This window comes from Streptomyces sp. NPDC101151, assembly GCF_044768335.1.
GTDB lineage: Bacteria > Actinomycetota > Actinomycetes > Streptomycetales > Streptomycetaceae > Streptomyces.
The window spans coordinates 123,524-144,057 of record NZ_JBIWPP010000005.1 but is presented as its reverse complement, the minus strand read 5'-3'; the positions used below and the strand labels follow the sequence as shown (position 1 = coordinate 144,057).

16 protein-coding genes and 2 pseudogenes are annotated in these 20,534 nt (G+C 71.8%); 12 read left to right on the top strand and 6 right to left on the bottom strand.

Features of this window, described 5'->3' with window-relative positions; translation table 11 throughout:
- Positions 1-10: 10 nt before the first annotated feature.
- Positions 11-493 (bottom strand): Lrp/AsnC family transcriptional regulator, encoded by a 483-nt coding sequence (locus ACIRU3_RS11495; RefSeq protein WP_404055489.1) that lies wholly within the window; start codon positions 491-493, stop codon positions 11-13.
- Positions 494-683: 190 nt separating this feature from the next.
- On the opposite strand from ACIRU3_RS11495, the gene pdhA (ACIRU3_RS11490) reads away from it, so the two are divergent.
- The 7 genes from pdhA (ACIRU3_RS11490) to ACIRU3_RS11460 all read left to right on the top strand — a co-directional run bounded on the left by pdhA (ACIRU3_RS11490) (position 684) and on the right by ACIRU3_RS11460 (position 8,628).
- The gene (gene pdhA, locus ACIRU3_RS11490) at positions 684-1,829 is read left to right on the top strand and encodes a pyruvate dehydrogenase (acetyl-transferring) E1 component subunit alpha (RefSeq protein ID WP_404054796.1); all 1,146 of its coding nucleotides are present in this window, start codon (positions 684-686) and stop codon (positions 1,827-1,829) included.
- On the top strand, positions 1,826-2,830 hold the full coding sequence (locus ACIRU3_RS11485; RefSeq protein ID WP_404054793.1) for an alpha-ketoacid dehydrogenase subunit beta: 1,005 nt from the start codon (positions 1,826-1,828) through the stop codon (positions 2,828-2,830). The genes pdhA (ACIRU3_RS11490) and ACIRU3_RS11485 overlap by 4 nt, the downstream gene beginning before the upstream one ends.
- A complete protein-coding gene (locus ACIRU3_RS11480; protein WP_404054791.1) occupies positions 2,830-4,131 on the top strand; it encodes a dihydrolipoamide acetyltransferase family protein in 1,302 nt (433 codons plus the stop codon). The genes ACIRU3_RS11485 and ACIRU3_RS11480 overlap by 1 nt, the downstream gene beginning before the upstream one ends.
- 101 nt (positions 4,132-4,232) lie before the next feature.
- Positions 4,233-5,123, top strand: a complete 891-nt coding sequence (locus ACIRU3_RS11475; RefSeq protein ID WP_404054788.1) for an NTP transferase domain-containing protein — start codon at positions 4,233-4,235, stop codon at positions 5,121-5,123.
- Complete coding sequence (locus ACIRU3_RS11470) at positions 5,120-6,475, top strand: molybdopterin molybdotransferase MoeA (protein WP_404054785.1); 1,356 nt, start codon at positions 5,120-5,122, stop codon at positions 6,473-6,475. Before ACIRU3_RS11475 ends, ACIRU3_RS11470 begins: the two co-directional genes overlap by 4 nt.
- The gene (locus tag ACIRU3_RS11465) at positions 6,472-7,569 is read left to right on the top strand and encodes a potassium channel family protein (RefSeq protein ID WP_404054782.1); all 1,098 of its coding nucleotides are present in this window, start codon (positions 6,472-6,474) and stop codon (positions 7,567-7,569) included. Before ACIRU3_RS11470 ends, ACIRU3_RS11465 begins: the two co-directional genes overlap by 4 nt.
- Before the next feature lie 69 nt (positions 7,570-7,638).
- Positions 7,639-8,628, top strand: coding sequence for an NAD(P)H-quinone oxidoreductase (locus ACIRU3_RS11460; protein WP_404054779.1), 990 nt, complete (start codon positions 7,639-7,641; stop codon positions 8,626-8,628).
- On the opposite strand, the gene ACIRU3_RS11455 is transcribed toward ACIRU3_RS11460, so the two are convergent.
- Positions 8,629-9,219 carry a hypothetical protein gene (locus ACIRU3_RS11455; protein WP_404054776.1) on the bottom strand — a complete coding sequence of 197 codons (591 nt, stop codon included), beginning with the start codon at positions 9,217-9,219 and terminating at the stop codon, positions 8,629-8,631.
- Between the two features lie 164 nt (positions 9,220-9,383).
- Between ACIRU3_RS11455 and ACIRU3_RS11450 the strand changes: the two genes are divergently transcribed.
- Positions 9,384-9,926, top strand: coding sequence for a bacterial proteasome activator family protein (locus ACIRU3_RS11450; protein WP_404054774.1), 543 nt, complete (start codon positions 9,384-9,386; stop codon positions 9,924-9,926).
- A gap of 117 nt (positions 9,927-10,043) precedes the next feature.
- Here the strand turns inward: ACIRU3_RS11450 and ACIRU3_RS11445 are convergent, their stop codons facing one another.
- Positions 10,044-11,672 carry a protein kinase gene (locus ACIRU3_RS11445; protein ID WP_404054771.1) on the bottom strand — a complete coding sequence of 543 codons (1,629 nt, stop codon included), beginning with the start codon at positions 11,670-11,672 and terminating at the stop codon, positions 10,044-10,046.
- A 341-nt stretch (positions 11,673-12,013) separates the two neighbouring features.
- Between ACIRU3_RS11445 and ACIRU3_RS11440 the strand changes: the two genes are divergently transcribed.
- Positions 12,014-13,624: a protein kinase gene (locus ACIRU3_RS11440; protein ID WP_404054768.1), complete on the top strand. Its 1,611-nt coding sequence runs from the start codon at positions 12,014-12,016 to the stop codon at positions 13,622-13,624.
- A 178-nt stretch (positions 13,625-13,802) separates the two neighbouring features.
- Here ACIRU3_RS11440 and ACIRU3_RS11435 read toward each other — a convergent pair whose 3' ends face one another.
- Positions 13,803-14,846, bottom strand: coding sequence for a phosphotransferase (locus ACIRU3_RS11435; RefSeq protein WP_404054766.1), 1,044 nt, complete (start codon positions 14,844-14,846; stop codon positions 13,803-13,805).
- A gap of 226 nt (positions 14,847-15,072) precedes the next feature.
- Positions 15,073-15,750 (bottom strand): annotated as a pseudogene (locus tag ACIRU3_RS11430) (response regulator).
- A gap of 323 nt (positions 15,751-16,073) precedes the next feature.
- Here ACIRU3_RS11430 and pdhA (ACIRU3_RS11425) point away from each other — a divergent pair.
- Genes pdhA (ACIRU3_RS11425) through ACIRU3_RS11415 form a run of 3 tightly spaced genes read left to right on the top strand, consistent with a single transcriptional unit; the run spans position 16,074 to position 19,695 of the window.
- The gene (gene pdhA, locus ACIRU3_RS11425; RefSeq protein WP_404054763.1) at positions 16,074-17,285 is read left to right on the top strand and encodes a pyruvate dehydrogenase (acetyl-transferring) E1 component subunit alpha; all 1,212 of its coding nucleotides are present in this window, start codon (positions 16,074-16,076) and stop codon (positions 17,283-17,285) included.
- Between the two features lie 2 nt (positions 17,286-17,287).
- Positions 17,288-18,274 carry an alpha-ketoacid dehydrogenase subunit beta gene (locus tag ACIRU3_RS11420; protein ID WP_404054761.1) on the top strand — a complete coding sequence of 329 codons (987 nt, stop codon included), beginning with the start codon at positions 17,288-17,290 and terminating at the stop codon, positions 18,272-18,274.
- Positions 18,275-18,285: 11 nt separating this feature from the next.
- A complete protein-coding gene (locus tag ACIRU3_RS11415; protein WP_404054758.1) occupies positions 18,286-19,695 on the top strand; it encodes a dihydrolipoamide acetyltransferase family protein in 1,410 nt (469 codons plus the stop codon).
- A 219-nt stretch (positions 19,696-19,914) separates the two neighbouring features.
- Here ACIRU3_RS11415 and ACIRU3_RS11410 read toward each other — a convergent pair.
- Positions 19,915-20,135: pseudogene (locus ACIRU3_RS11410) on the bottom strand (DNA-binding protein); the annotation flags it as partial.
- Between the last annotated feature and the right edge of the window lie 399 nt (positions 20,136-20,534).

Genomic DNA, 20,534 nt, shown 5'->3' with positions numbered 1-20,534 from the left:
GGTGCCTGACTCAGGCCTCCGGCTCCAGGTCCTCCTCCTCGAACACCAGCAGGGTGCGGGTGCTGAGCACCTCGGGGATCGCCTGGAGCCGGGTGAGCACCAGCTCGCGCAGCGCCCTGTTGTCGGGCGTGTGCACCAGGAGCAGGACGTCGAAATCACCGCCCACCAGCGCGATGTGGGAGGCACCGGGCAGCTGTCTGAGCTGCTCGCGGACCGTGCGCCAGGTGTTCTGGACGATCTTCAGGGTGACGTACGCCGAGGTGCTGTGCCCTGCCCGCTCGTGGTCGACGCGGGCACTGAAACCCCTGATCACCCCGTCCTCGACCAGACGGTTGATGCGCGCGTAGGCATTGGCGCGCGAGACGTGTACGCGCTCGGCGACGGAGCGTATCGAGGCTCGGCCGTCCGCCTGCAGGATCTTCAGGATGTCCTGGTCTATGGCGTCGAGCGGACGTGGCGGCTGCGCGGCGCTGTCGTGCGGTCCGTCGGCCATTTGTTCAGCTGCCATGTCCCCCCGCTTCACTGCCGTGGACGTCCTGCATTCATTCCAGGTTGTGGAGAACCGTTTGTCCACAGCCTGACGGGGGCTGTAGCCAAAATGTGCCGACGACCGAACAATCGGTAGGTGAGGCGGGTCACAGCCGACACGTCTCCCTTAGCCGCTCCCACGAGGAGGTGCCGTCATGACGGTCATGGAGCAGCGGGGCGCGTATCGGCCTTCGCCGCCGCCCGCCTGGCAGCCCCGTATGGACCCCGCGCCGCTGCTGCCCGACGCCGAGCCCTACCGCGTCCTCGGCACCGAGGCGGCCGCCAAGGCCGATCCGGACCTGCTGCGCCGGCTCCACGCCCAGCTGGTGCGCGGCCGCCGCTACAACACGCAGGCCACCGCGCTGACCAAGCAGGGCCGCCTCGCCGTCTACCCCTCCAGCACCGGGCAGGAGGCCTGCGAGGTCGCCGCCGCTCTGGCCCTGGAGGAGCGCGACTGGCTCTTCCCCAGCTACCGCGACACCCTCGCCGTCGTCGCCCGGGGCGTCGACCCGGTCGAGGCGCTCACCCTGCTGCGCGGCGACTGGCACACCGGCTACGACCCCCATGCCCACCGCGTGGCACCCCTCAGCACCCCGCTGGCCACCCAGCTCCCGCACGCCGTCGGCCTCGCCCACGCCGCCCGCCTCAAGGGCGACGACGTGGTCGCGCTCGCCATGGTCGGCGACGGCGGCACCAGCGAGGGCGACTTCCACGAGGCCCTGAACTTCGCCGCCGTCTGGCAGGCACCGGTGGTCTTCCTGGTGCAGAACAACGGCTTCGCCATCTCCGTCCCGCTCGCCAAGCAGACCGCCGCGCCCTCCCTGGCCCACAAGGCCGTCGGCTACGGCATGCCTGGCCGGCTGGTCGACGGCAACGACGCGGCCGCCGTGCACGAGGTCCTCAGCGACGCCGTACGGCACGCCCGCGCGGGCGGCGGCCCGACCCTGGTGGAGGCGGTGACGTACCGCATCGAGGCCCACACCAACGCCGACGACGCCACCCGCTACCGCGGCGACGCCGAGGTCGAGGCCTGGCGCGCGCACGACCCGATCCGGCTGCTGGAACAGGAGCTGACCGCGCGCGGCCTGCTCGACGACGCCGGCATCGAGGCCGCCCGGCAGGACGCCGAGGAGATGGCAGCCGACCTGCGCGAACGTATGAACAGGGACCCCGAGCTCAATCCCATGGACCTCTTCGACCACGTCTACGCGGAGGCCACCGCGCAACTGCGCGAGCAGCGCGCCCTGCTGCGTGCCGAGCTGGAGGCGGAACAGGACGACCAGGAAGGCGACCTTCGATGACCACCGTCGCCGTCAAGCCCGCCACCATGGCGCAGGCCCTCACGCGCGCGATGCGCGACGCGATGGCCGCCGACCCGAACGTGCACGTCATGGGCGAGGACGTCGGCACCCTCGGAGGTGTCTTCCGGGTCACCGACGGGCTCGCCAAGGAGTTCGGCGAGGACCGCTGCACCGACACCCCGCTCGCGGAGGCGGGCATCCTCGGCGCCGCCGTCGGCATGGCCATGTACGGGCTGCGCCCGGTCGTGGAGATGCAGTTCGACGCCTTCGCCTACCCGGCGTTCGAGCAGCTGATCAGCCATGTCTCCCGGATGCGCAACCGCACGCGCGGCCGGATGCCCCTGCCGATCACCGTCCGTGTCCCCTACGGCGGCGGCATCGGCGGCGTCGAGCACCACAGCGACTCCTCCGAGGCCTACTACATGGCCACCCCGGGCCTCCACGTCGTCACGCCCGCGACCGTCGCCGACGCCTACGGTCTGCTCCGCCGGGCCATCGCCTCCGACGACCCCGTCGTCTTCCTGGAGCCCAAGCGGCTGTACTGGTCGAAGGACACCTGGAACCCCGAGCACCCCACGGACGTCGAGCCCATCGGACGGGCGGTGGTCCGCCGCCCCGGCACCAGCGCCACGCTCATCACCTACGGCCCGTCCCTGCCGGTCTGCCTGGAGGCCGCCGAGGCCGCCCGGGCGGAGGGCTGGGACCTGGAAGTGCTCGACCTGCGCTCCCTGGTGCCGTTCGACGACGAGACGGTCTGCGCGGCCGTCCGGCGCACCGGCCGGGCGGTCGTCGTGCACGAGTCGACCGGATTCGGCGGCCCGGGCGGCGAGATCGCGGCCCGCATCACCGAGCGCTGCTTCCACCACCTGGAGGCACCGGTGCTCCGCGTGGCCGGCTTCGACATCCCCTACCCGCCGCCGATGCTGGAGCGGCACCACCTGCCCGGCGTCGACCGCATCCTGGACGCCGTGGCGCGCCTGCAGTGGGAGGCCGAGGGCTGATGGCACAGGTGCTGGAGTTCAAACTGCCCGACCTCGGCGAAGGCCTCACCGAGGCGGAGATCGTCCGCTGGCTGGTCCAGGTCGGCGACGTCGTCGCCATCGACCAGCCGGTCGTGGAGGTCGAGACGGCCAAGGCGATGGTCGAGGTCCCCTGCCCCTACGGCGGCGTGGTCACCGCCCGCTTCGGCGAAGAGGGCACGGAACTGCCCGTGGGCGCCCCGCTGCTGACCGTGGCGGTGGGCCCCCAGGCCCCCCTGGCCACGGCCGGCGACACGGAGGGATCGGGCAACGTCCTGGTCGGCTACGGCACCTCCGAAGCGCCGGCGCGGCGCCGCAGGGTGCGCACGGCGACCGCCAACGGGACGGCGCAGGAGCCCGCTCCGGCACCGCCCGCTCCCGAGCCCGTACCCGCCGCGGGACCCGTCGCCGTGATCTCCCCGCTGGTGCGCCGCATCGCCCGGGACAACGGCCTCGACCTGCGGCTGCTGACCGGCTCGGGCCCCGACGGACTGATCCTGCGGGCCGACGTCGAGGGCGCCCTGCGCGCCAGGACCGTCCCCGTCCCCGCCCCCGTGGCAGCGGAGCCGGCCGTCCGCATCTCCCCCGTCCGCAACGGCATCCGTACCCCGCTCAAGGGCGTCCGCGGCGCCGTCGCCGACAAGCTCTCCCGCAGCCGGCGCGAGATCCCCGACGCGACCTGCTGGGTCGACGCCGACGCGACGGAACTCATGCGCGCGCGGACGGCGATGAACGCGGCAGGAGGAGCGAAGATCTCCCTCCTCGCGCTGCTCGCCCGCATCTGCACCGTCGCCCTCGCCCGCTTCCCCGAGCTGAACTCCTACGTCGACACCGACGCCCGCGAGGTCGTCCAACTCGACCACGTGCACCTCGGTTTCGCGGCGCAGACCGCGCGCGGACTGGTCGTGCCGGTCGTCCGGGACGCCCACGCACGCGACGCCGAGGCGCTGACCGCGGAGTTCGCCCGGCTCACCGAGGCCGCCCGGACCGGGACCCTGACACCCGCGGAACTCACCGGCGGGACCTTCACGTTGAACAACTACGGGGTGTTCGGCGTCGACGGCTCCACCCCGATCATCAACCACCCCGAGGCGGCCATGCTCGGCGTCGGCCGCATCGTCCCCAAGCCCTGGGTGCACGAGGGCGAGCTGGCCGTGCGCCAGGTCGTGCAGCTCTCGTTCACCTTCGACCACCGGGTGTGCGACGGCGGCACGGCAGGCGGCTTCCTGCGGTACGTGGCCGACTGCGTGGAACAGCCGGCGGTGCTGCTGCGCACCCTGTGACCCGAGAGGCGGAGGCGGGGAACGCCGTCACCGGCGCTCCCCGCCGATCGCCTCCCGGCCCGTCGGTTCCCTGCGATCAGTGCGGCACGCATACTCGGAGGGTGACCGACACCGCTCCCGCCGCCCCCGGGACCACCGCCCCGTACGACGCCCTCGTACTGGCCGGCGGCGCCGCCCGGCGGCTCGGCGGGGCCGACAAGCCCGGACTGCGGGTCGGCGGACGCGCACTGCTCGACCGGGTGCTCGCCGCCTGCTCCGGCGCTGCCACGACCGTCGTCGTCGCCGATCCCCGGCCCACCGTCCGCCCGGTGCGCTGGGCGCACGAGGAACCACCCGGCGGCGGGCCCGTCGCCGCACTGGAGGCCGGCCTGCGGCTCGCCACCGCCGACCACACGGTCGTCCTCTCCGCCGACCTGCCCTTCCTCGAAGCGGCCACGCTGGAGCGCCTGTTGACCGCCCTGCGGGACACGGACACCGACGGCGCGCTGCTCACCGACGCCGACGGCCGCGACCAGCCGCTCGTGGCCGCCTACCGCACCGCGGCGCTGCGCCGCGAACTGGCCGCCCTCGCGACCGGGCACGACGGTCTGACCGGCCTGCCCCTGCGCCGGCTGACCGGCGCCCTCGATCTCACCCGCATCCCGGACCCGCTCGCGTCCTTCGACTGCGACACCTGGGACGACATCGCCGACGCCAGGGCACGCATCAGGGAGCATGGGCACGTGTTGGATGAATGGATCTCCGCAGTCAAGGACGAGCTGGGCATCGATCTCGACGTCGACACCGGCGTCCTGCTCGACCTGGCCCGCGACGCCGCCCACGGCGTGGCCCGCCCGGCCGCGCCCCTGACCACCTTCCTCGTCGGCTATGCCGCCGCCCAGGGCAAGGGCGGCCCGGAAGCCGTCGCCGATGCCGCCCGCAAGGCCGCCGCGCTGGCCCTGCGCTGGGAGGAAGAGAACGGCGGGGGCACCTCCGCCCCGGACGCCGGATGACCGCCCCCGGCATCCCGGCCTCGGCGCCCGCCGAGGACAGTGACGACCTGGACGTCGAGGAGGCCCTGGCCCTGGTGAGGCAGCCCAAGGACGACAGCTCCGGATCCGGGCCCGCCTCCGCCGCGCAGAGCGGCCACGGGCACGAGCGGCACAAGGCCACCCCCTGGCCCCGGGCCCGCGAGATCGCCGCCCGCGCCGCCCGCTCGGGCAGCCGCCGCACCCCCGTCTCCGTCTCCCTCGCCGACGCCCTCGGCCTGGTCCTCGCCGCCCCCCTCGACGCGCTCACCGACCTTCCCTCCTTCGACACCTCCGCGATGGACGGCTGGGCGGTCGCCGGACCCGGCCCCTGGGGGGTCCGCGACGGGGGTCTGCTCGCCGGGCACGCGCAGCCCGAGCCGCTGACCGACGGCGAGGCCGTCCGCATCGCGACCGGCGCCCGCATCCCGGCCGACACCACCGCCGTCCTGCGCACCGAACACGGCCGCACCGACACCCAGGGACGGCTGCACGCCACCCGCGAGGCCGGCCACGGCCAGGACATCCGCCCGCGCGGCCAGGAGTGCCGCAGCGGCGACCAGCTGCTCCCCGTCGGCACCCTCGTCACCCCCGCCGTCCTGGGCCTCGCCGCGGCCGCCGGATACGACACCCTCACCGCCGTGCCCCGACCCCGCGCCGAAGTCCTCGTCCTGGGCGACGAGCTGCTCACCGAAGGACTCCCGCACGACGGGCTGATCCGGGACGCGCTCGGCCCGATGCTGCCGTCCTGGCTGCGGGCGATGGGCGCCGAGGTCACCGTCGTACGCCGACTGGGTGACGACGCCAGGGCCCTGCGCAAGGCGCTCACCGCCTCCGACGCCGACCTCATCGTCACCACCGGCGGCACCGCCGCCGGACCCGTCGACCACGTCCACCCCACCCTGGAACGCATCGGCGCCGAACTCCTCGTCGACGGCGTCAAGGTGCGTCCCGGCCACCCCATGCTGCTGGCCCGCACCAAGGAGCACCAGCACCTCGTCGGCCTGCCCGGCAACCCCCTCGCGGCCGTCTCCGGCCTCCTCACGCTCGCCGATCCCCTGCTGCGCACTCTCGCCGCCCGCTCCGCCCCCGAGCCGTACACGCTGCCGCTCAAGGAAGAGGTGCAGGGGCACCCGTACGACACCCGGCTGATCCCTGTGGTGCTGCGCGGTGACCACGCCGTACCGCTGCACTACAACGGCCCGGCCATGCTGCGCGGGATCGCCGCCGCCGACGCGCTGGCCGTCGTGGCACCGGGCGGGGCCGGACAGGGAGAGGAGACGGAGCTGCTGGACCTGCCGTGGGCGGCGGCCGGAATCGGGGTGTGTTTCACGTGAAACTTCCGGGCCATGACGCCATCGCCCGCCAAGCGGACGAGCATCTGGTGACCCATCGGGTGAAACTCCCGAGGAAAGTGGTGGAGCGCCCGATCCGCCAGGTCGTCAAACGGCTGCTCATGGCCCTTGCGGTGCTGGTCGCCACCGCACTGATCGTCTATGCCGACCGCGAGGGATACAGCGACAACTCCGACGGGTCCATCGACCTCCTCGACGCGTTCTACTACGCGACCGTCACCCTCTCCACCACCGGATACGGCGACATCACCCCGGTCAGCGACGGCGCCCGGCTCACCAACATCTTCGTCATCACCCCGCTGCGCGTGCTGTTCCTGATCATCCTGGTCGGCACCACACTGGAGGTCCTCACCGAACGCACCCGGGACGAATGGCGCCTGAACCGCTGGAGGTCCACCTTGCGCGACCACACCGTCGTCATCGGCTTCGGCACGAAGGGACGGTCGGCCGTCCAGACCGTCTGCGCGACGGGACTGAGGAAGGAGCAGGTGGTCGTGGTCGACCCCAGCTCCAAGGTGATCGACGCGGCGACCGCCGAGGGCTATGCGGGCGTCATGGGCGACGCGACCCGCAGCGAGGTGCTCAACCGCGCAGAAGTGCACAAGGCCCGGCAGATCATCGTCGCCCCGCAGCGCGACGACACCGCGGTCCTCGTCACCCTGACGGCCCGGCAGCTCAACCGGAGCGCGAAGATCGTGGCCGCCGTGCGCGAGGAGGAGAACGCCCCGCTCCTCAGACAGTCCGGCGCCGACGCCGTCATCACCAGCTCCGGCGCGGCCGGCCGGCTCCTCGGCCTGTCCGTGCTCAGCCCCGCGGCCGGCATGGTCATGGAGGACCTGATCCAGCAGGGCAGCGGCCTGGACATCGTCGAGCGCCCGGTGGTCCGGGCCGAGGCGGGCAGGTCCCCGCGCGAAACCGACGACCTCGTGGTGAGCGTCGTACGCGGACACCGGGTGCTCGGCTACGACGACCCGTCTATCGGCACCCTCCAGCTGACCGACCGCCTGATCACCATCGTCCGCGCGACCCCTGGCGCCCAGGTCACCCCGCACACCCGGCCGCTGCCCCACGACTGAGCCGGGCCCGCCCCGCGACCGAGCGGGCCTGCCCCGGGGTCGGCACCCGCGAGGAGTAGCGTCGCGCTCATGCATGCGATCACGATTCCCGAACCCGGCGGACCCGAGGCGCTGGTGTGGGACGAGGTTCCCGACCCGGTGCCCGGCGAGGGCGAGGTGCTGGTCGAGGTGGTGGCCAGTGCCGTCAACCGTGCCGACATCCTGCAGCGCCAGGGCTTCTACCAGCCGCCGCCCGGCGCCTCCCCCTACCCCGGCCTGGAGTGCTCCGGCAGGATCGCCGAGCTCGGCCCCGGGGTCTCCGGCTGGGCCGTCGGCGACGAGGTGTGCGCCCTGCTCGCGGGCGGCGGCTACGCGGAGAAGGTCGCCGTTCCGGCCGGACAGCTGCTGCCCGTGCCCGACGGCGTCGACCTGAAGCAGGCGGCCGCGCTGCCCGAGGTGGTCTGCACGGTCTGGTCCAACGTCTTCATGGTCGCCCATCTGCACCCCGGCGAGACCCTGCTGGCGCACGGCGGCTCCAGCGGCATCGGCACGATGGCGATCCAGCTGGCCAAGGCCGTCGGCGCCCGGGTCGCGGTGACCGCAGGGACGAAGGAAAAGCTGGACCGGTGCGCCGAGCTGGGCGCGGACCTGCTGATCAACTACCGCGAACAGGACTTCGTCGCCGAGATCAAGCAGGCCACGGACGGTGCCGGCGCCGATGTCATCCTCGACAACATGGGCGCGAAGTACCTGGACCGCAACATCCAGGCCCTCGCCGTCAACGGACGCCTCGCGATCATCGGGCTGCAGGGGGGCGCCAAGGGCGAGCTGAACATCGCCGCCCTGCTGAACAAGCGGGCCGCCATCAGCGCCACCTCGCTGCGGGCCCGGCCGCTGAGCGAGAAGGCGGCCATCGTGGCCGCCGTACGCGAGCACGTGTGGCCGCTGCTCGCCGCGGGGCACGTCCGCCCGATCGTCGACCGCGAGCTGCCGATGGCGGAGGCGGCCGAGGCCCACCGGGTGGTCGAGGCGAGCGGACACATCGGGAAGGTTCTGCTGGTCCCGCCCGTGGCCGGCTGATCAGCCGCGCCGTACCCGCAGGCCCACGAACGCCAGGCCCAGACCGAGGCCGATGAGCACCAGACCGGTGCCCAGGGGCAGGATCTGCAGGGTCGGTTCGGTCGGGGCCCCGCCCTGGTGGACGGCGTTCCGGGGCGGGGGCTGCTGTGGGGGCCGGGCGGGGTCCAGTCCGGCCTCCGCGGGCGAGGCGGAGGCCGACCGCGCCCCGGCCGGGCTGTCCGCGGTCTCCGGCTCCTCCGGATAGCCGTCCTCCGGATCGCCGGTGCCGGGGACCCCGGTGACCGTGGGGGTGTCGTCGCCCTCCTCCTCGGCGGGCGGCCCGTCCGGGCGGCCCGGCCGCATCCGGCCCTCACCGGCGCGGCTCCCGGCCCGGGACGGCTCCGCGGGGGAGGCGGAGACCCGTGCGGCGGGAGACACGGTGGCCCGTGCGGCAGGCGACGGGGATGCCGTGGGCCGGGCCGACGGCATGGGGGAGTCCGGCGGTGCCGCCTCCGCGCCGTACGCGGTGGCCGTGCCGCACACCGGCACGGCCGCCGCGAGGACGAGCAGCAGCCGAACGAGGCGGAGCGTCAGTCGCAGCCATGGAGTCACGTTGGTGACCTCCCGGAGCCCAGTCGTCGAATTTCGACGAAAGCCAGCCTCACATTTCATGGCAGGCCGGGCATTCCGGATTGGGCCGACAGGTCTAAACGGTGGATCAGCCCCAAGAGGGGGCACCACGGTGATGAGGTGTAGGCGTGCGAGAGAATGGCGGCATGGAGATGCCGAGGAACGAACGGTCACCGGAGAATCCCCAGATCCTGGTCGTGGGCCAGGACGGCATGGCGATTGGCGGCGGTGGCGCAGACGAGGACTCCCGCGAGATTCCGGTGACGGACCAGGTCGAGCAGCCGGCCAAGGTGATGCGGATCGGCAGCATGATCAAGCAGCTCCTGGAGGAGGTGCGTGTGGCTCCCCTGGACGAGGCGAGCCGGGCCCGGCTCAAGGAGATCCACCGCAGCTCCGTGAAGGAGCTGGAGGACGGGCTGGCGCCGGAGCTGGTCGAGGAGCTGGAGCGGCTCTCCCTGCCGTTCACGGACGAGGGAACCCCGAGCGACGCGGAACTGCGTATCGCACAGGCCCAGTTGGTGGGCTGGCTGGAGGGCCTGTTCCACGGGATCCAGACGACGCTGTTCGCGCAGCAGATGGCCGCGCGGGCCCAGCTGGAGCAGATGCGTCGCGCGCTTCCGCCGGGCATGGGTCATGAGGGCGTGGACGACCCGCGCACGGGCGGCCGTTCGGGCGGACCGTACCTGTAACCCGACGCGGCGGGCACGCGGTTCCAGCGGCCCGCACTGTCAGAAGAACGGGCCCGGCGGTCGTCCGCCGGGCCGTTTTTCTGTGTCCTGTGCCGGCCGTGGTGCGGCCGGTCGCTGCTACGGGTTGCCCGTCGACACGTTGAGCTGGATCTCGACGTTCTTCGGGTCGACATCCGTGCCCTGCTTGGGGAACTGGTCGATCACCGCGCCGTCGCCGTACGTGTTCTCGTCGACGTCCTTGGTCGTGATGCGCCAGCCCGCGGCCGCCGCGCACTCCTTGACCGACTTGATGTACTTGAACCGGAAGTCGGGGATCTCGATCTTGTTCGGGTCGTTGTACGACTCCTGCGGCTCCGTGCAGTCGGTCTTCTCGACCGCCTTCGACGTGTCCGGGCCGCGGTAGCCCGCCGCATGGGCCGACGCGGAGGGGCTGGCGCCGCCGCCCCCCTTGTCGTCCCCGCCGCCGTTGTGCAGCGCCAGTGCGACGACCAGGCCGGCCACCGCGACGAGGGACACCGCGATCGAGCCGATGATCACCGGCTTGTTGCTCCTGCCGCCGCCCCCGCCGGCGGACTGGACCGCGGTCTGGGGTGTGAGGTTGTACGGCGGCGGGGTGGAGGGGGCCTGCTGCCCGTACGCGGCCGGCGAGGTCTGGTAGCCGCCCTGCTGCGGGTAGCCGTACGCCGGGGCCGGGGTGGGCGCCGGGGTGCCGTACGGGTTCGGCGGCGGAGTCGGCTGGTACGGCGTCTGGACCGGGCCGGCGGGCGCCGGGGTCGCCTGGTCGACCGGCGGGAACACCGCGGAACCGACGCCGGAGCCGCTCTGCATCGGCGCGGCGCCCGGCACGATGCTCGGCGGGGCCGCCTGGAAGGAGGCGGCGACGCGCAGGCACTCGTCGCGCATGGACTCGGCGGTCGGGAAGCGCTCGTTCGGGTTCTTCTTCAGCGCGCGGGCGACCAGCGCGTCCACCGCGGGCGGGAGGGCGCGGTTGACCGAGGAGGGAGCGACCGGCTCCTCCTGCACGTGCGCGTACGCGATCGCCAGCGGGGAGTCCGCCTCGAACGGCAGCCGTCCGGTGACCAGCTGGAAGAGCATGATGCCGACCGAGTACAGGTCGGAGCGTGCGTCCACGCCGCGGCCGAGGGCCTGCTCGGGGGAGAGGTACTGCGGGGTGCCGACGACCATGCCGGTCTGCGTCATCGAGGTGACGCCGGACTGCATGGCGCGGGCGATGCCGAAGTCCATGACCTTGACCACGCCGCGCTTGGTCATCATCACGTTGCCCGGTTTGATGTCGCGGTGGACCAGCCCCATCTCGTGGCTGATCTCCAGCGCCGCCAGCACATCCGCGGTGATCTTCAGCGCCTTGTCGGCGGGCATCGCGCCCTGCTGCCGGATGTCCTCGTCGAGCACCGAGCCCAGCGGGCGGCCCTCGATGTACTCCATGACGATGTACGGAGTCGTCAGGCCGTCGAGGTCGTCCTCGCCGGTGTCGAAGACCGAGACGATGTTGGTGTGCGTGAGCTTCGCCACGGCCTGGGCCTCGCGGCGGAACCGCTCACGGAAGGCCTGCTCCCGGCCCAGCTCGGTGTGCAGTGTCTTGATGGCGACCTGTCGGTCCAGCACGGCGTCGTACGCCAGGTGCACCGAGGCCATACCGCCTTCACCGAGCAGGTCACGCAGCTGATAGCGGCCTCCGGCCACCGCCCGCCCCGTGTACCGGCCCTGTGCGCCGTCCTGGCTCATCTTTCCGCGTCCCCCACTGGCCGTCCGGCGCCGTCATCTGGCGAACATGCCTTGATCGAATGTGTCATTCCCGGCCAAGTCTGCCCCAGGGCACCGACACGTCAAGCTCGGTGCCCGTTCCGTGACCGTACGCGAATGAAGCGTCGCGGAAGCGTTACAGCGGCCGTACCACCAGTACACAGAATTTGCACGAGAGCGCGTGCTAGGGGTTTCATGGCCGGTCAGTCTGGGGCCGGTCCCGGTGCCGGATCCGGACCGGCGGCCCCCACGAAGGCTGTAGCGTGGCCGACGGAGACCGTAACAACACCGCGCACCGCGGGCAGAAACGACGGCGAGGACCGATGGCACAGACGCACAGCGCCCAGGGCCCGTCCGACCCCGAGGCGACTGGCGGCGGCATGTCAGAGACGCCGGAGATGTGGGGCAACGGAGGGCTCGTCGGCGACGGCCGGTACCGGCTCACCCACCGGCTCGGCCGTGGCGGCATGGCCGAGGTGTTCGCGGCCGAGGACGTCCGTCTGGGCCGTACCGTCGCGGTCAAGCTGCTCCGCGCCGACCTGGCCGAGGACCCGGTCTCCAAGGCCCGCTTCACGCGCGAGGCCCAGTCCGTGGCCGGGCTCAACCACCACGCGATCGTCGCTGTGTACGACTCCGGCGAGGACTACGTGGGCGGCCAGTCGGTGCCGTACATCGTGATGGAGCTGGTCGAGGGCCGCACCATCCGTGACCTGCTGATGAACGCCGAGGCGCCGGGCCCCGAGCAGGCCCTGATCATCGTCTCCGGGGTGCTGGAGGCGCTCGCCTACTCGCACCAGCACGGCATCGTGCACCGCGACATCAAGCCGGCCAACGTCATCATCACCCACAACGGCGCCGTGAAGGTGATGGACTTCGGCATCGCCCGCGCCCTGCACGGCGCGTCGACGACGATGACGCAGACCGGCATGGTCATGGGCACCCCGCAGTACCTCTCCCCGGAGCAGGCGCTCGGCAAGGCCGTGGACCACCGCTCCGACCTGTACGCGACCGGCTGCCTGCTGTACGAACTCCTCGCGCTGCGGCCCCCGTTCACCGGCGAGACGCCGCTGTCGGTGGTCTACCAGCACGTCCAGGATATCCCGACCCCGCCCTCCGAGTTCTCCGACGCCTGCCCGCCGGAGCTGGACGGCATGGCCATGCGCTCGCTCGCCAAGGAACCCGACGACCGGTTCCAGACTGCCGAGGAAATGCGCGGCATGGTCCAGTACGGCCTGCAGATGCTGTACGACCAGGGCGGCCACACCGGAACCTGGAACACCGGCCCGGTGGCGATGCACGACGGCCGGCACACCCCGGCGAGCGGCTTCGCGGGCACGACCGCGATGCAGCACCCCGGTGAATTCGGCGCCGGCACCGCGCAGATCCCGCAGCCGATCCTGCCCGCCGGGTACGGCGGGGGCGACGACGGCGGCTTCGAAGGACACGGCAACAAGGGCAGCGGCCGCGGCAAGCTGTGGATCCTCGCGGTCCTCGCGGTGATCGCGATCGTGGCCGGTGTCGCGCTCGCGCTGCACAACACGGGCAACGGAGGCGGCACGGGCAACGACCCGCAGCCGTCCCACTCGCAGACCACCAAGGACGAGACGCCCAGCGAGTCGCCGTCGGACGAGCCCACGGACGAGCCCACGGACCAGACCACGGACGACGGCTCGGGCACGGACACCGGCTCGGACTGGGGAACGCCCTCGTACTCGCCGTCCACCACCCCGTCCGACACGGCCAGCTCCGACCCGACGGATCCGCAGACCTCGGGCGAGCCGACGGATCCGCAGACCACCCCGTCGCAGCCGACGGACCCGGCGGACGGCGGCACCGACGCGGGCACCACGGACGGTGGCACGGACGCGGGCACCACCGAAGGCGGCACGGACGCGGGCACCACGGACGGGACCACGACCGGCAACGGGACTTGAAGGCCACCGACGCCGTCCGCCCCGGCGTCGGCCTGAGGCACCCCGGACGAGTCACCACGCGCGCGTGCGAGCATCGGCTCCACGCGCGCGTGCCGTTGTCCGCGACTGCGCCCGGTCGTGCACGAGGGTGCCGGGCCGTGCGCGACCGTGCCCGGCCGCGTCCCGCCCGGTACGGCGGTCAGCTCACGAAGGCGTCGCACACCGCGTCGTACTCCCGCGTCCACCACACGGCGAGCGCCGAGGCGGCCGGGAACTGGCAGTCCGCGCGGGTGTCGCCGCGCTCGTAGTGCCAGCGCAGCATCCAGAAGTCGTTCAGCCGTTCCCACCACACCCGGTGCACGGCCGCCGAGAGCTCCGAGGGGGTGGCCCCGGCCGCGCGCCGGTACGTGCGCGCGTACGCCCGCACCTTGGGCAGGTCCAGCGCTCCCACGGGCCGTACGAAGAAGATCGCGGCGGCGCGTACGGCCTCCTCGGCGCGGGGCTGCACACCGAGCCGGTCCCAGTCGACGATGGCGGCCGGGGCGTCGCCCTTGTAGAGCAGGTTGAACGGGTGGAAGTCGCCGTGCACCCAGCCCACCGAGGCGCCGCGCGGCGGGCGCCGGCCGGCGTGCTGCTCCAGGAGCGCGCGGCGCTCCAGGAGACGGTGGCGGGCCAGTTCGTCGAAGGCGTCGGCGGGGCGGTGGCGGCGGACATGTGCGAGCAGGTCGTCGATGAGGGCGAAGGTGTCGGCCGGGTCGGCGCTCTCCACGGGATGCGGGCTCGTGGCGGGGCGCGTGCGCCCCTTGGGGGGCATCACACGCTCCAGACAGGCGTGCACGGCGCCCAGGAGCGCCCCCAGGCGTGCGCTCTCCCCGCGGGTGAGCTGGCCGCCGTGGCGGTGCCTGCCGTCGATCCAGGGGTGCAGGGCGTAGGCGTGGCCGCCGACGACGGCGACCGTACGGCCCTCCCGGTGCGCGAGCGGCGGGGCGACCGGGACGCCGAGGTCGGCCAGGCGCTGGGTGGCCCGGTGCCGGCGTTCGATGGCGGCCGGGTCGGCGGTGTCGGGGTCGAAGTGGTGCTTGAGGAAGTAGCGGCCGCGGGTGGTGCACAGCCGGTAGCCGCGATTGAGCAGCCCCTGGTCGACGGGTTCGCAGGTGAGGGCGGATCCGGCGGCGTACAGGCGCAGCAGGGCGCCCAGAGGGGGCGCGTGAGGTACAGGCGGTGGTACACATGAGCGCGGCACGCGCCAGATGTTAGGGCAGAAAAAGCGGCTGTGAGCTGGGGCTTGTCACAGGCAGTCGCCGACGGTCGCTTTCGGTCACGCGGTGCCTTGTGGCGAACTCCGGATCGACGGCCGGATACACAGGTGAAGGGTGAGGACATAAGTCCCTTCGGTCCCTTTATAAAGTCCGACTTGAACAAGACTCTGTTTAAAGGTCCGACAAAAAATTGGTCGACCCGGTCGTTCCTCAATGGCTTCCGTGCTTTTCCGCCTGCATTCGGGCCGCATGAGCGGCCGCCCGGGAACGTCGTTGCATACCGGGTTCGGCGAGCGGGCCGGAAACTCACTTCTTGATCGTTTTCTCGGTGAGGTGTGGCCGCTCACAGATCCGGCGATCGGCGAGTCCTTCGCCGATCAGTTCGAGGATCTGGTGTTCCTGGCCGGTGAGCCGGGCCGGTCTGTCGGCGGGGCGCGCGCTGCCGCCGTCGCGCAGCCGCCCCGCAACACGGCCCGTCGTGACCGGGTCGGGCAGGGACCGCCCCGCGGCGACATCCCTACGGCCTGCAGCAGTTCATTGCCGCGGACCGCCTTCAGGGCGTATCCGGAGGCACCCGCCGTGATCGTGTCGGAGAGGGCCTCGCCGGGCCGCGAACGACGCCGGCATCAGGCATCCGAGCGCCTCGTCCCGGGACCGGATCTCACGGCACACCTCGGCGCCGGTGCCGTCCGGGAGCCGTACGACGAGCATCGCGACGTACGGCCGGGTGGCGGAAATCCGCACCAGCGCGTCGCCGCCGTACCGGCCTCGCCGACCGCCTCGATGCCGGTTCGCCGGGGAGCATACGGAGGGCATTTCGCGGACGCCGAGACAGGCGACCGAGTGGTCGCCGAGCGGGAATACGCGGATTTTTCCGCCTTCACGCACGAGGGCAGTGTCACACACCGGCTCTTCCCGTGTCCGGGGTGCCCGGGATAACGTGCCGTTGCTCCGGCCTCCTGCAAGGCTGTGACCAGCGGCCTTCCGGCCTCTGCGGATTTACTTGGAAATCCAAGCAAAAACGCAGGTCAGGAGGGGTTTCACAGAAATGTGGAGCACTGGGTAACGTGAAAGTTGCAGGGCGCTCGCCGGGGCACCTGTCACGCCTGTTCCCGGCCGAGTGGCACCCACCCCGTGCCCGGTGGTCGAGAACAGGTGAGCCGCACTGGCCTACCGGCAACCCCGGGGGCCGGAACGACGGAGGAGCACACGTGACCGTGGACAGCAGTGCCGCGCGCAAGCCGCGACGCAGCGCCGCAGGCAAGGCCGGCACCACCGGCAGCAGTACCGGTACCACCGGCACCAAGCGCACCAGCCGCACCACCAAGAAGAGCAGCGACCCGGAACTCGTGCAGCTTCTGACGCCCGAGGGCAAGCGGGTCAAGAACGCCGAGTACGAGGCCTACGTCGCCGGGATCACCCCGGAGGAGCTGCGCGGCCTGTACCGGGACATGGTGCTCACCCGCCGCTTCGACGCCGAGGCCACCGCCCTGCAGCGCCAGGGCGAGCTGGGCCTGTGGGCCTCGCTGCTCGGCCAGGAGGCCGCCCAGATCGGCTCCGGCCGGGCCCTGAACGACGACGACTACGTCTTCCCGACCTACCGCGAGCACGGCGTCGCCTGGTGCCGCGGGGTCGACCCGGCCAACCTGCTCGGGATGTTCCGCGGGGTGAACAACGGCGGCTGGGACCCGAACAGCAACAACTTCCACCTGTACACGATCGTCATCGGCTCCCAGACGCTGCACGCCACCGGCTACGCGATGGGCGTGACCAAGGACGGCGCCGACTCGGCCGTGATCGCCTACTTCGGCGACGGCGCCTCCAGCCAGGGCGACGTGGCCGAGGCGTTCACCTTCTCCGCGGTCTACAACGCCCCCGTGGTGTTCTTCTGCCAGAACAACCAGTGGGCGATCTCCGAGCCGACCGAGAAGCAGACCCGCGTCCCGCTCTACCAGCGCGCGCAGGGCTTCGGCTTCCCCGGCGTACGCGTCGACGGCAACGACGTCCTGGCCTGCCTCGCGGTCACCAAGTGGGCGCTGGAGCGCGCCCGCAACGGCGAGGGCCCGACCCTGGTCGAGGCCTACACCTACCGCATGGGCGCCCACACCACCTCCGACGACCCCACCCGCTACCGGGGCGACGAGGAGCGGCAGTCCTGGGAGGCGAAGGACCCGATCCTGCGCCTTCGCCGGTTCCTCGAGGCGTCGGACCACGCGGACGAGGCATTCTTCACGGAACTCGAGGCCGAGTCCGAGGCGTTGGGCAGGCGAGTGCGCGAAGCGGTCCGCTCCATGCCGGACCCGGACCACTTCGCCATCTTCGAGAACGTGTACGCGGACGGGCACGCGCTCGTCGACGAGGAGCGAGCCCAGTTCGCCGCCTACCAGGCGTCGTTCGCGGACGCAGAGGCAGAGGGGGTCTGATCATGGCAGCCGAGACCAAGACCATGGCGCTGGCCAAGGCGATCAACGAGTCGCTGCGCCGGGCCCTGGAGACGGACCCCAAGGTCCTCGTCATGGGCGAGGACGTCGGCAAGCTGGGCGGTGTCTTCCGTGTCACCGACGGCCTGCAGAAGGACTTCGGCGAGAGCCGCGTCATCGACACCCCGCTCGCCGAGTCGGGCATCGTCGGCGCCGCGATCGGCCTGGCCCTGCGCGGCTACCGCCCGGTGGTGGAGATCCAGTTCGACGGCTTCGTCTTCCCGGCCTACGACCAGATCGTCACCCAGCTGGCGAAGATGCACGCCCGGTCGCTGGGCAAGGTCAAGATGCCGATCGTCATCCGCATCCCCTACGGCGGCGGCATCGGCGCGGTCGAGCACCACTCGGAGTCCCCCGAGGCACTGTTCGCGCACGTGGCGGGCCTGAAGATCGTCAGCCCCTCCAACCCGTCGGACGCGTACTGGATGATGCAGCAGGCCATCCAGAGCGACGACCCGGTGATCTACTTCGAGCCCAAGCGCCGCTACTGGGACAAGGGCGAGGTCAGCACCGAGGCGATCCCCGGCCCCCTGCACAAGGCGCAGGTGGTCCGCGAGGGCACGGACCTGACCCTGGCCGCCTACGGGCCGATGGTGAAGCTGTGCCAGGAGGTCGCGGACGCGGCCGCCGAGGAGGGCAAGTCCCTGGAGGTGCTGGACCTGCGCTCGGTCAGCCCCCTCGACTTCGACTCCGTCCAGGCCTCGGTGGAGAAGACCCGCCGGCTGGTCGTGGTGCACGAGGCGCCGGTGTTCTTCGGCTCCGGTGCGGAGATCGCCGCCCGGATCACGGAGCGCTGCTTCTACCACCTGGAGGCCCCGGTGCTCCGGGTCGGCGGCTACCACGCCCCGTACCCGCCGGCGCGCCTGGAGGAGGAGTACCTGCCGGGTCTGGACCGGGTGCTCGACGCCGTCGACCGTGCCCTGGCGTACTGAGGAGAGGGTTCGTGACGACGATGACGGAAGCTTCCGTACGCGAGTTCAAGATGCCCGACGTGGGCGAGGGACTCACCGAGGCCGAGATCCTCAAGTGGTACGTCCAGCCGGGTGACACGGTCACCGACGGCCAGGTGGTGTGCGAGGTCGAGACCGCCAAGGCGGCCGTCGAACTCCCCATCCCCTACGACGGCGTGGTCCGCGAGCTGCGCTTTCCCGAGGGCACGACCGTGGACGTGGGCACGGCGATCATCGCCGTGGACGTGTCCGGCGGTGCGCCCGCCGAGGCGCCCGCCGAGCAGCCCAGGGCAGAGCAGCCCAAGGCGGCCCCCAAGGAGCCCGAGGCCAAGCCGGAGGGCCGCCAGCCGGTCCTGGTCGGCTACGGGGTCGCCACCTCCTCCACCAAGCGCCGCCCGCGCAAGGGCCCGGAGGTCACCGTCCCGGCAGCGGCCCAGGCCATCCAGACGGAGCTGAACGGACACGGCGCCCCCGCCGTCCCCGCCCAGTCGCGCCCCCTGGCCAAGCCGCCGGTGCGCAAGCTGGCGAAGGACCTAGGCGTCGACCTCGCCGCGATCATCCCGTCCGGCCCGGACGGCGTCATCACCCGCGAGGACGTCCACGCGGCGGCTGTCCCCAAGACTGCCGAGGCTCTCGCACCGGTCGTCGTGGAGGCCCCCGCCACCGCCCCGGCTCCCGCACCCGTCGTGGCCCACGACGGCGCCCGCGAGACCCGTGTCCCGGTCAAGGGTGTCCGCAAGGCGACCGCGCAGGCCATGATCGGCTCGGCGTTCACGGCGCCGCACGTCACGGAGTTCGTGACGGTGGACGTGACGCGCACGATGAATCTGGTCGAGGAGCTCAAGCAGGACAAGGAGTTCCAGGGCCTGCGCGTGAACCCGCTGCTCCTGATCGTCAAGGCCCTGCTGGTCGCGATCAAGCGCAACCCGGACATCAACGCGTCCTGGGACGAGGCCAACCAGGAGATCGTGCTCAAGCACTACGTGAACCTGGGCATCGCGGCGGCGACCCCCCGCGGCCTGATCGTCCCGAACATCAAGGACGCCGACGCCAAGACGCTTCCGCAGCTGGCCGAGGCACTGGGCGAACTGGTGGCGACGGCGCGGGAGGGCAAGACCTCCCCGGCGGCGATGCAGGGCGGCACGGTGACCATCACCAACGTCGGCGTCTTCGGCATCGACACCGGCACGCCGATCCTCAACCCCGGCGAGTCGGCGATCCTCGCGGTCGGTGCGATCAAGCTCCAGCCGTGGGTCCACAAGGGCAAGGTCAAGCCGCGTCAGGTGACGACGCTCGCGTTGAGCTTCGACCACCGGCTGGTGGACGGGGAGCTGGGTTCCAAGGTGCTCGCCGATGCCGCGGCCATCCTGGAGCAGCCGAAGAGGCTGATCACCTGGGCCTGACGGCCCTCGGACCGATGGCCTCCGAGACCTGAAGGGGGCGGCCGCAACTTCGTCCTGCGGCTGCCCCCTCTCTTTCAGAATCCGGTCTTCTTCAGAACCGGTCTTCTTCAGAACCGGTCTTCTTCAGAACCGGTCTTCTTCAGAACCGGTCTTCTTCGGGACCGGTCGCCTCTTCGGGCCCGGTTGAGCACGTACACCGGTGCCCCGTCCTCCGCCGCGCAGGTCTCGGCGCCACTCTCCACCTGCGGAATGCTGAGACCGTAAGCTCCGGTTACGGTCTCGAGGATCTCTCGGTGCTCTTTGGGGACATGGTCCGCGAGAGCGAGCGCCTGCCTCGAGTTGGTGTGTCCGAATTCCTTGCACACATCCACCGCCGGAAACCGGTGGACCCCCTCCGGCATGGTCAGCCGACGGACCCTGGCCCCCGTCGCCGCGTACACGAAGTCGCTGACGTCGATCGCCTCATGCTGTTCGCCCGCGTCGGGCTGCTTGCCGGTTCCCTCATGTGAACCGCCTCCGCTGCGGAACGCAGAGCGAAGGAGATCGAACATGCCAGTTCCAACCGGGATGTTCATGTTTGCGAGGGAAGATCATCGATTCCGCCGACGGGACCGCAGTTGAGCGTATGCGATCACAACTGCCCTGAGTCGAGCGCGCGGTGACGAACATCAAGGAGTGCGGCACGTCATGCGAGGAGACGGACGGCGGCGGAGCGGTGCGGCTTCCGGGCGGGACTCGGCCGAAGCCGGAACCGTCTCAGGGGCACAGCCGCCCGACCCCTGACATGGCGTCAGGGGTCGGTCAGGGGTGTGCAGGGGATGTCACGGATGGTGGTCGTG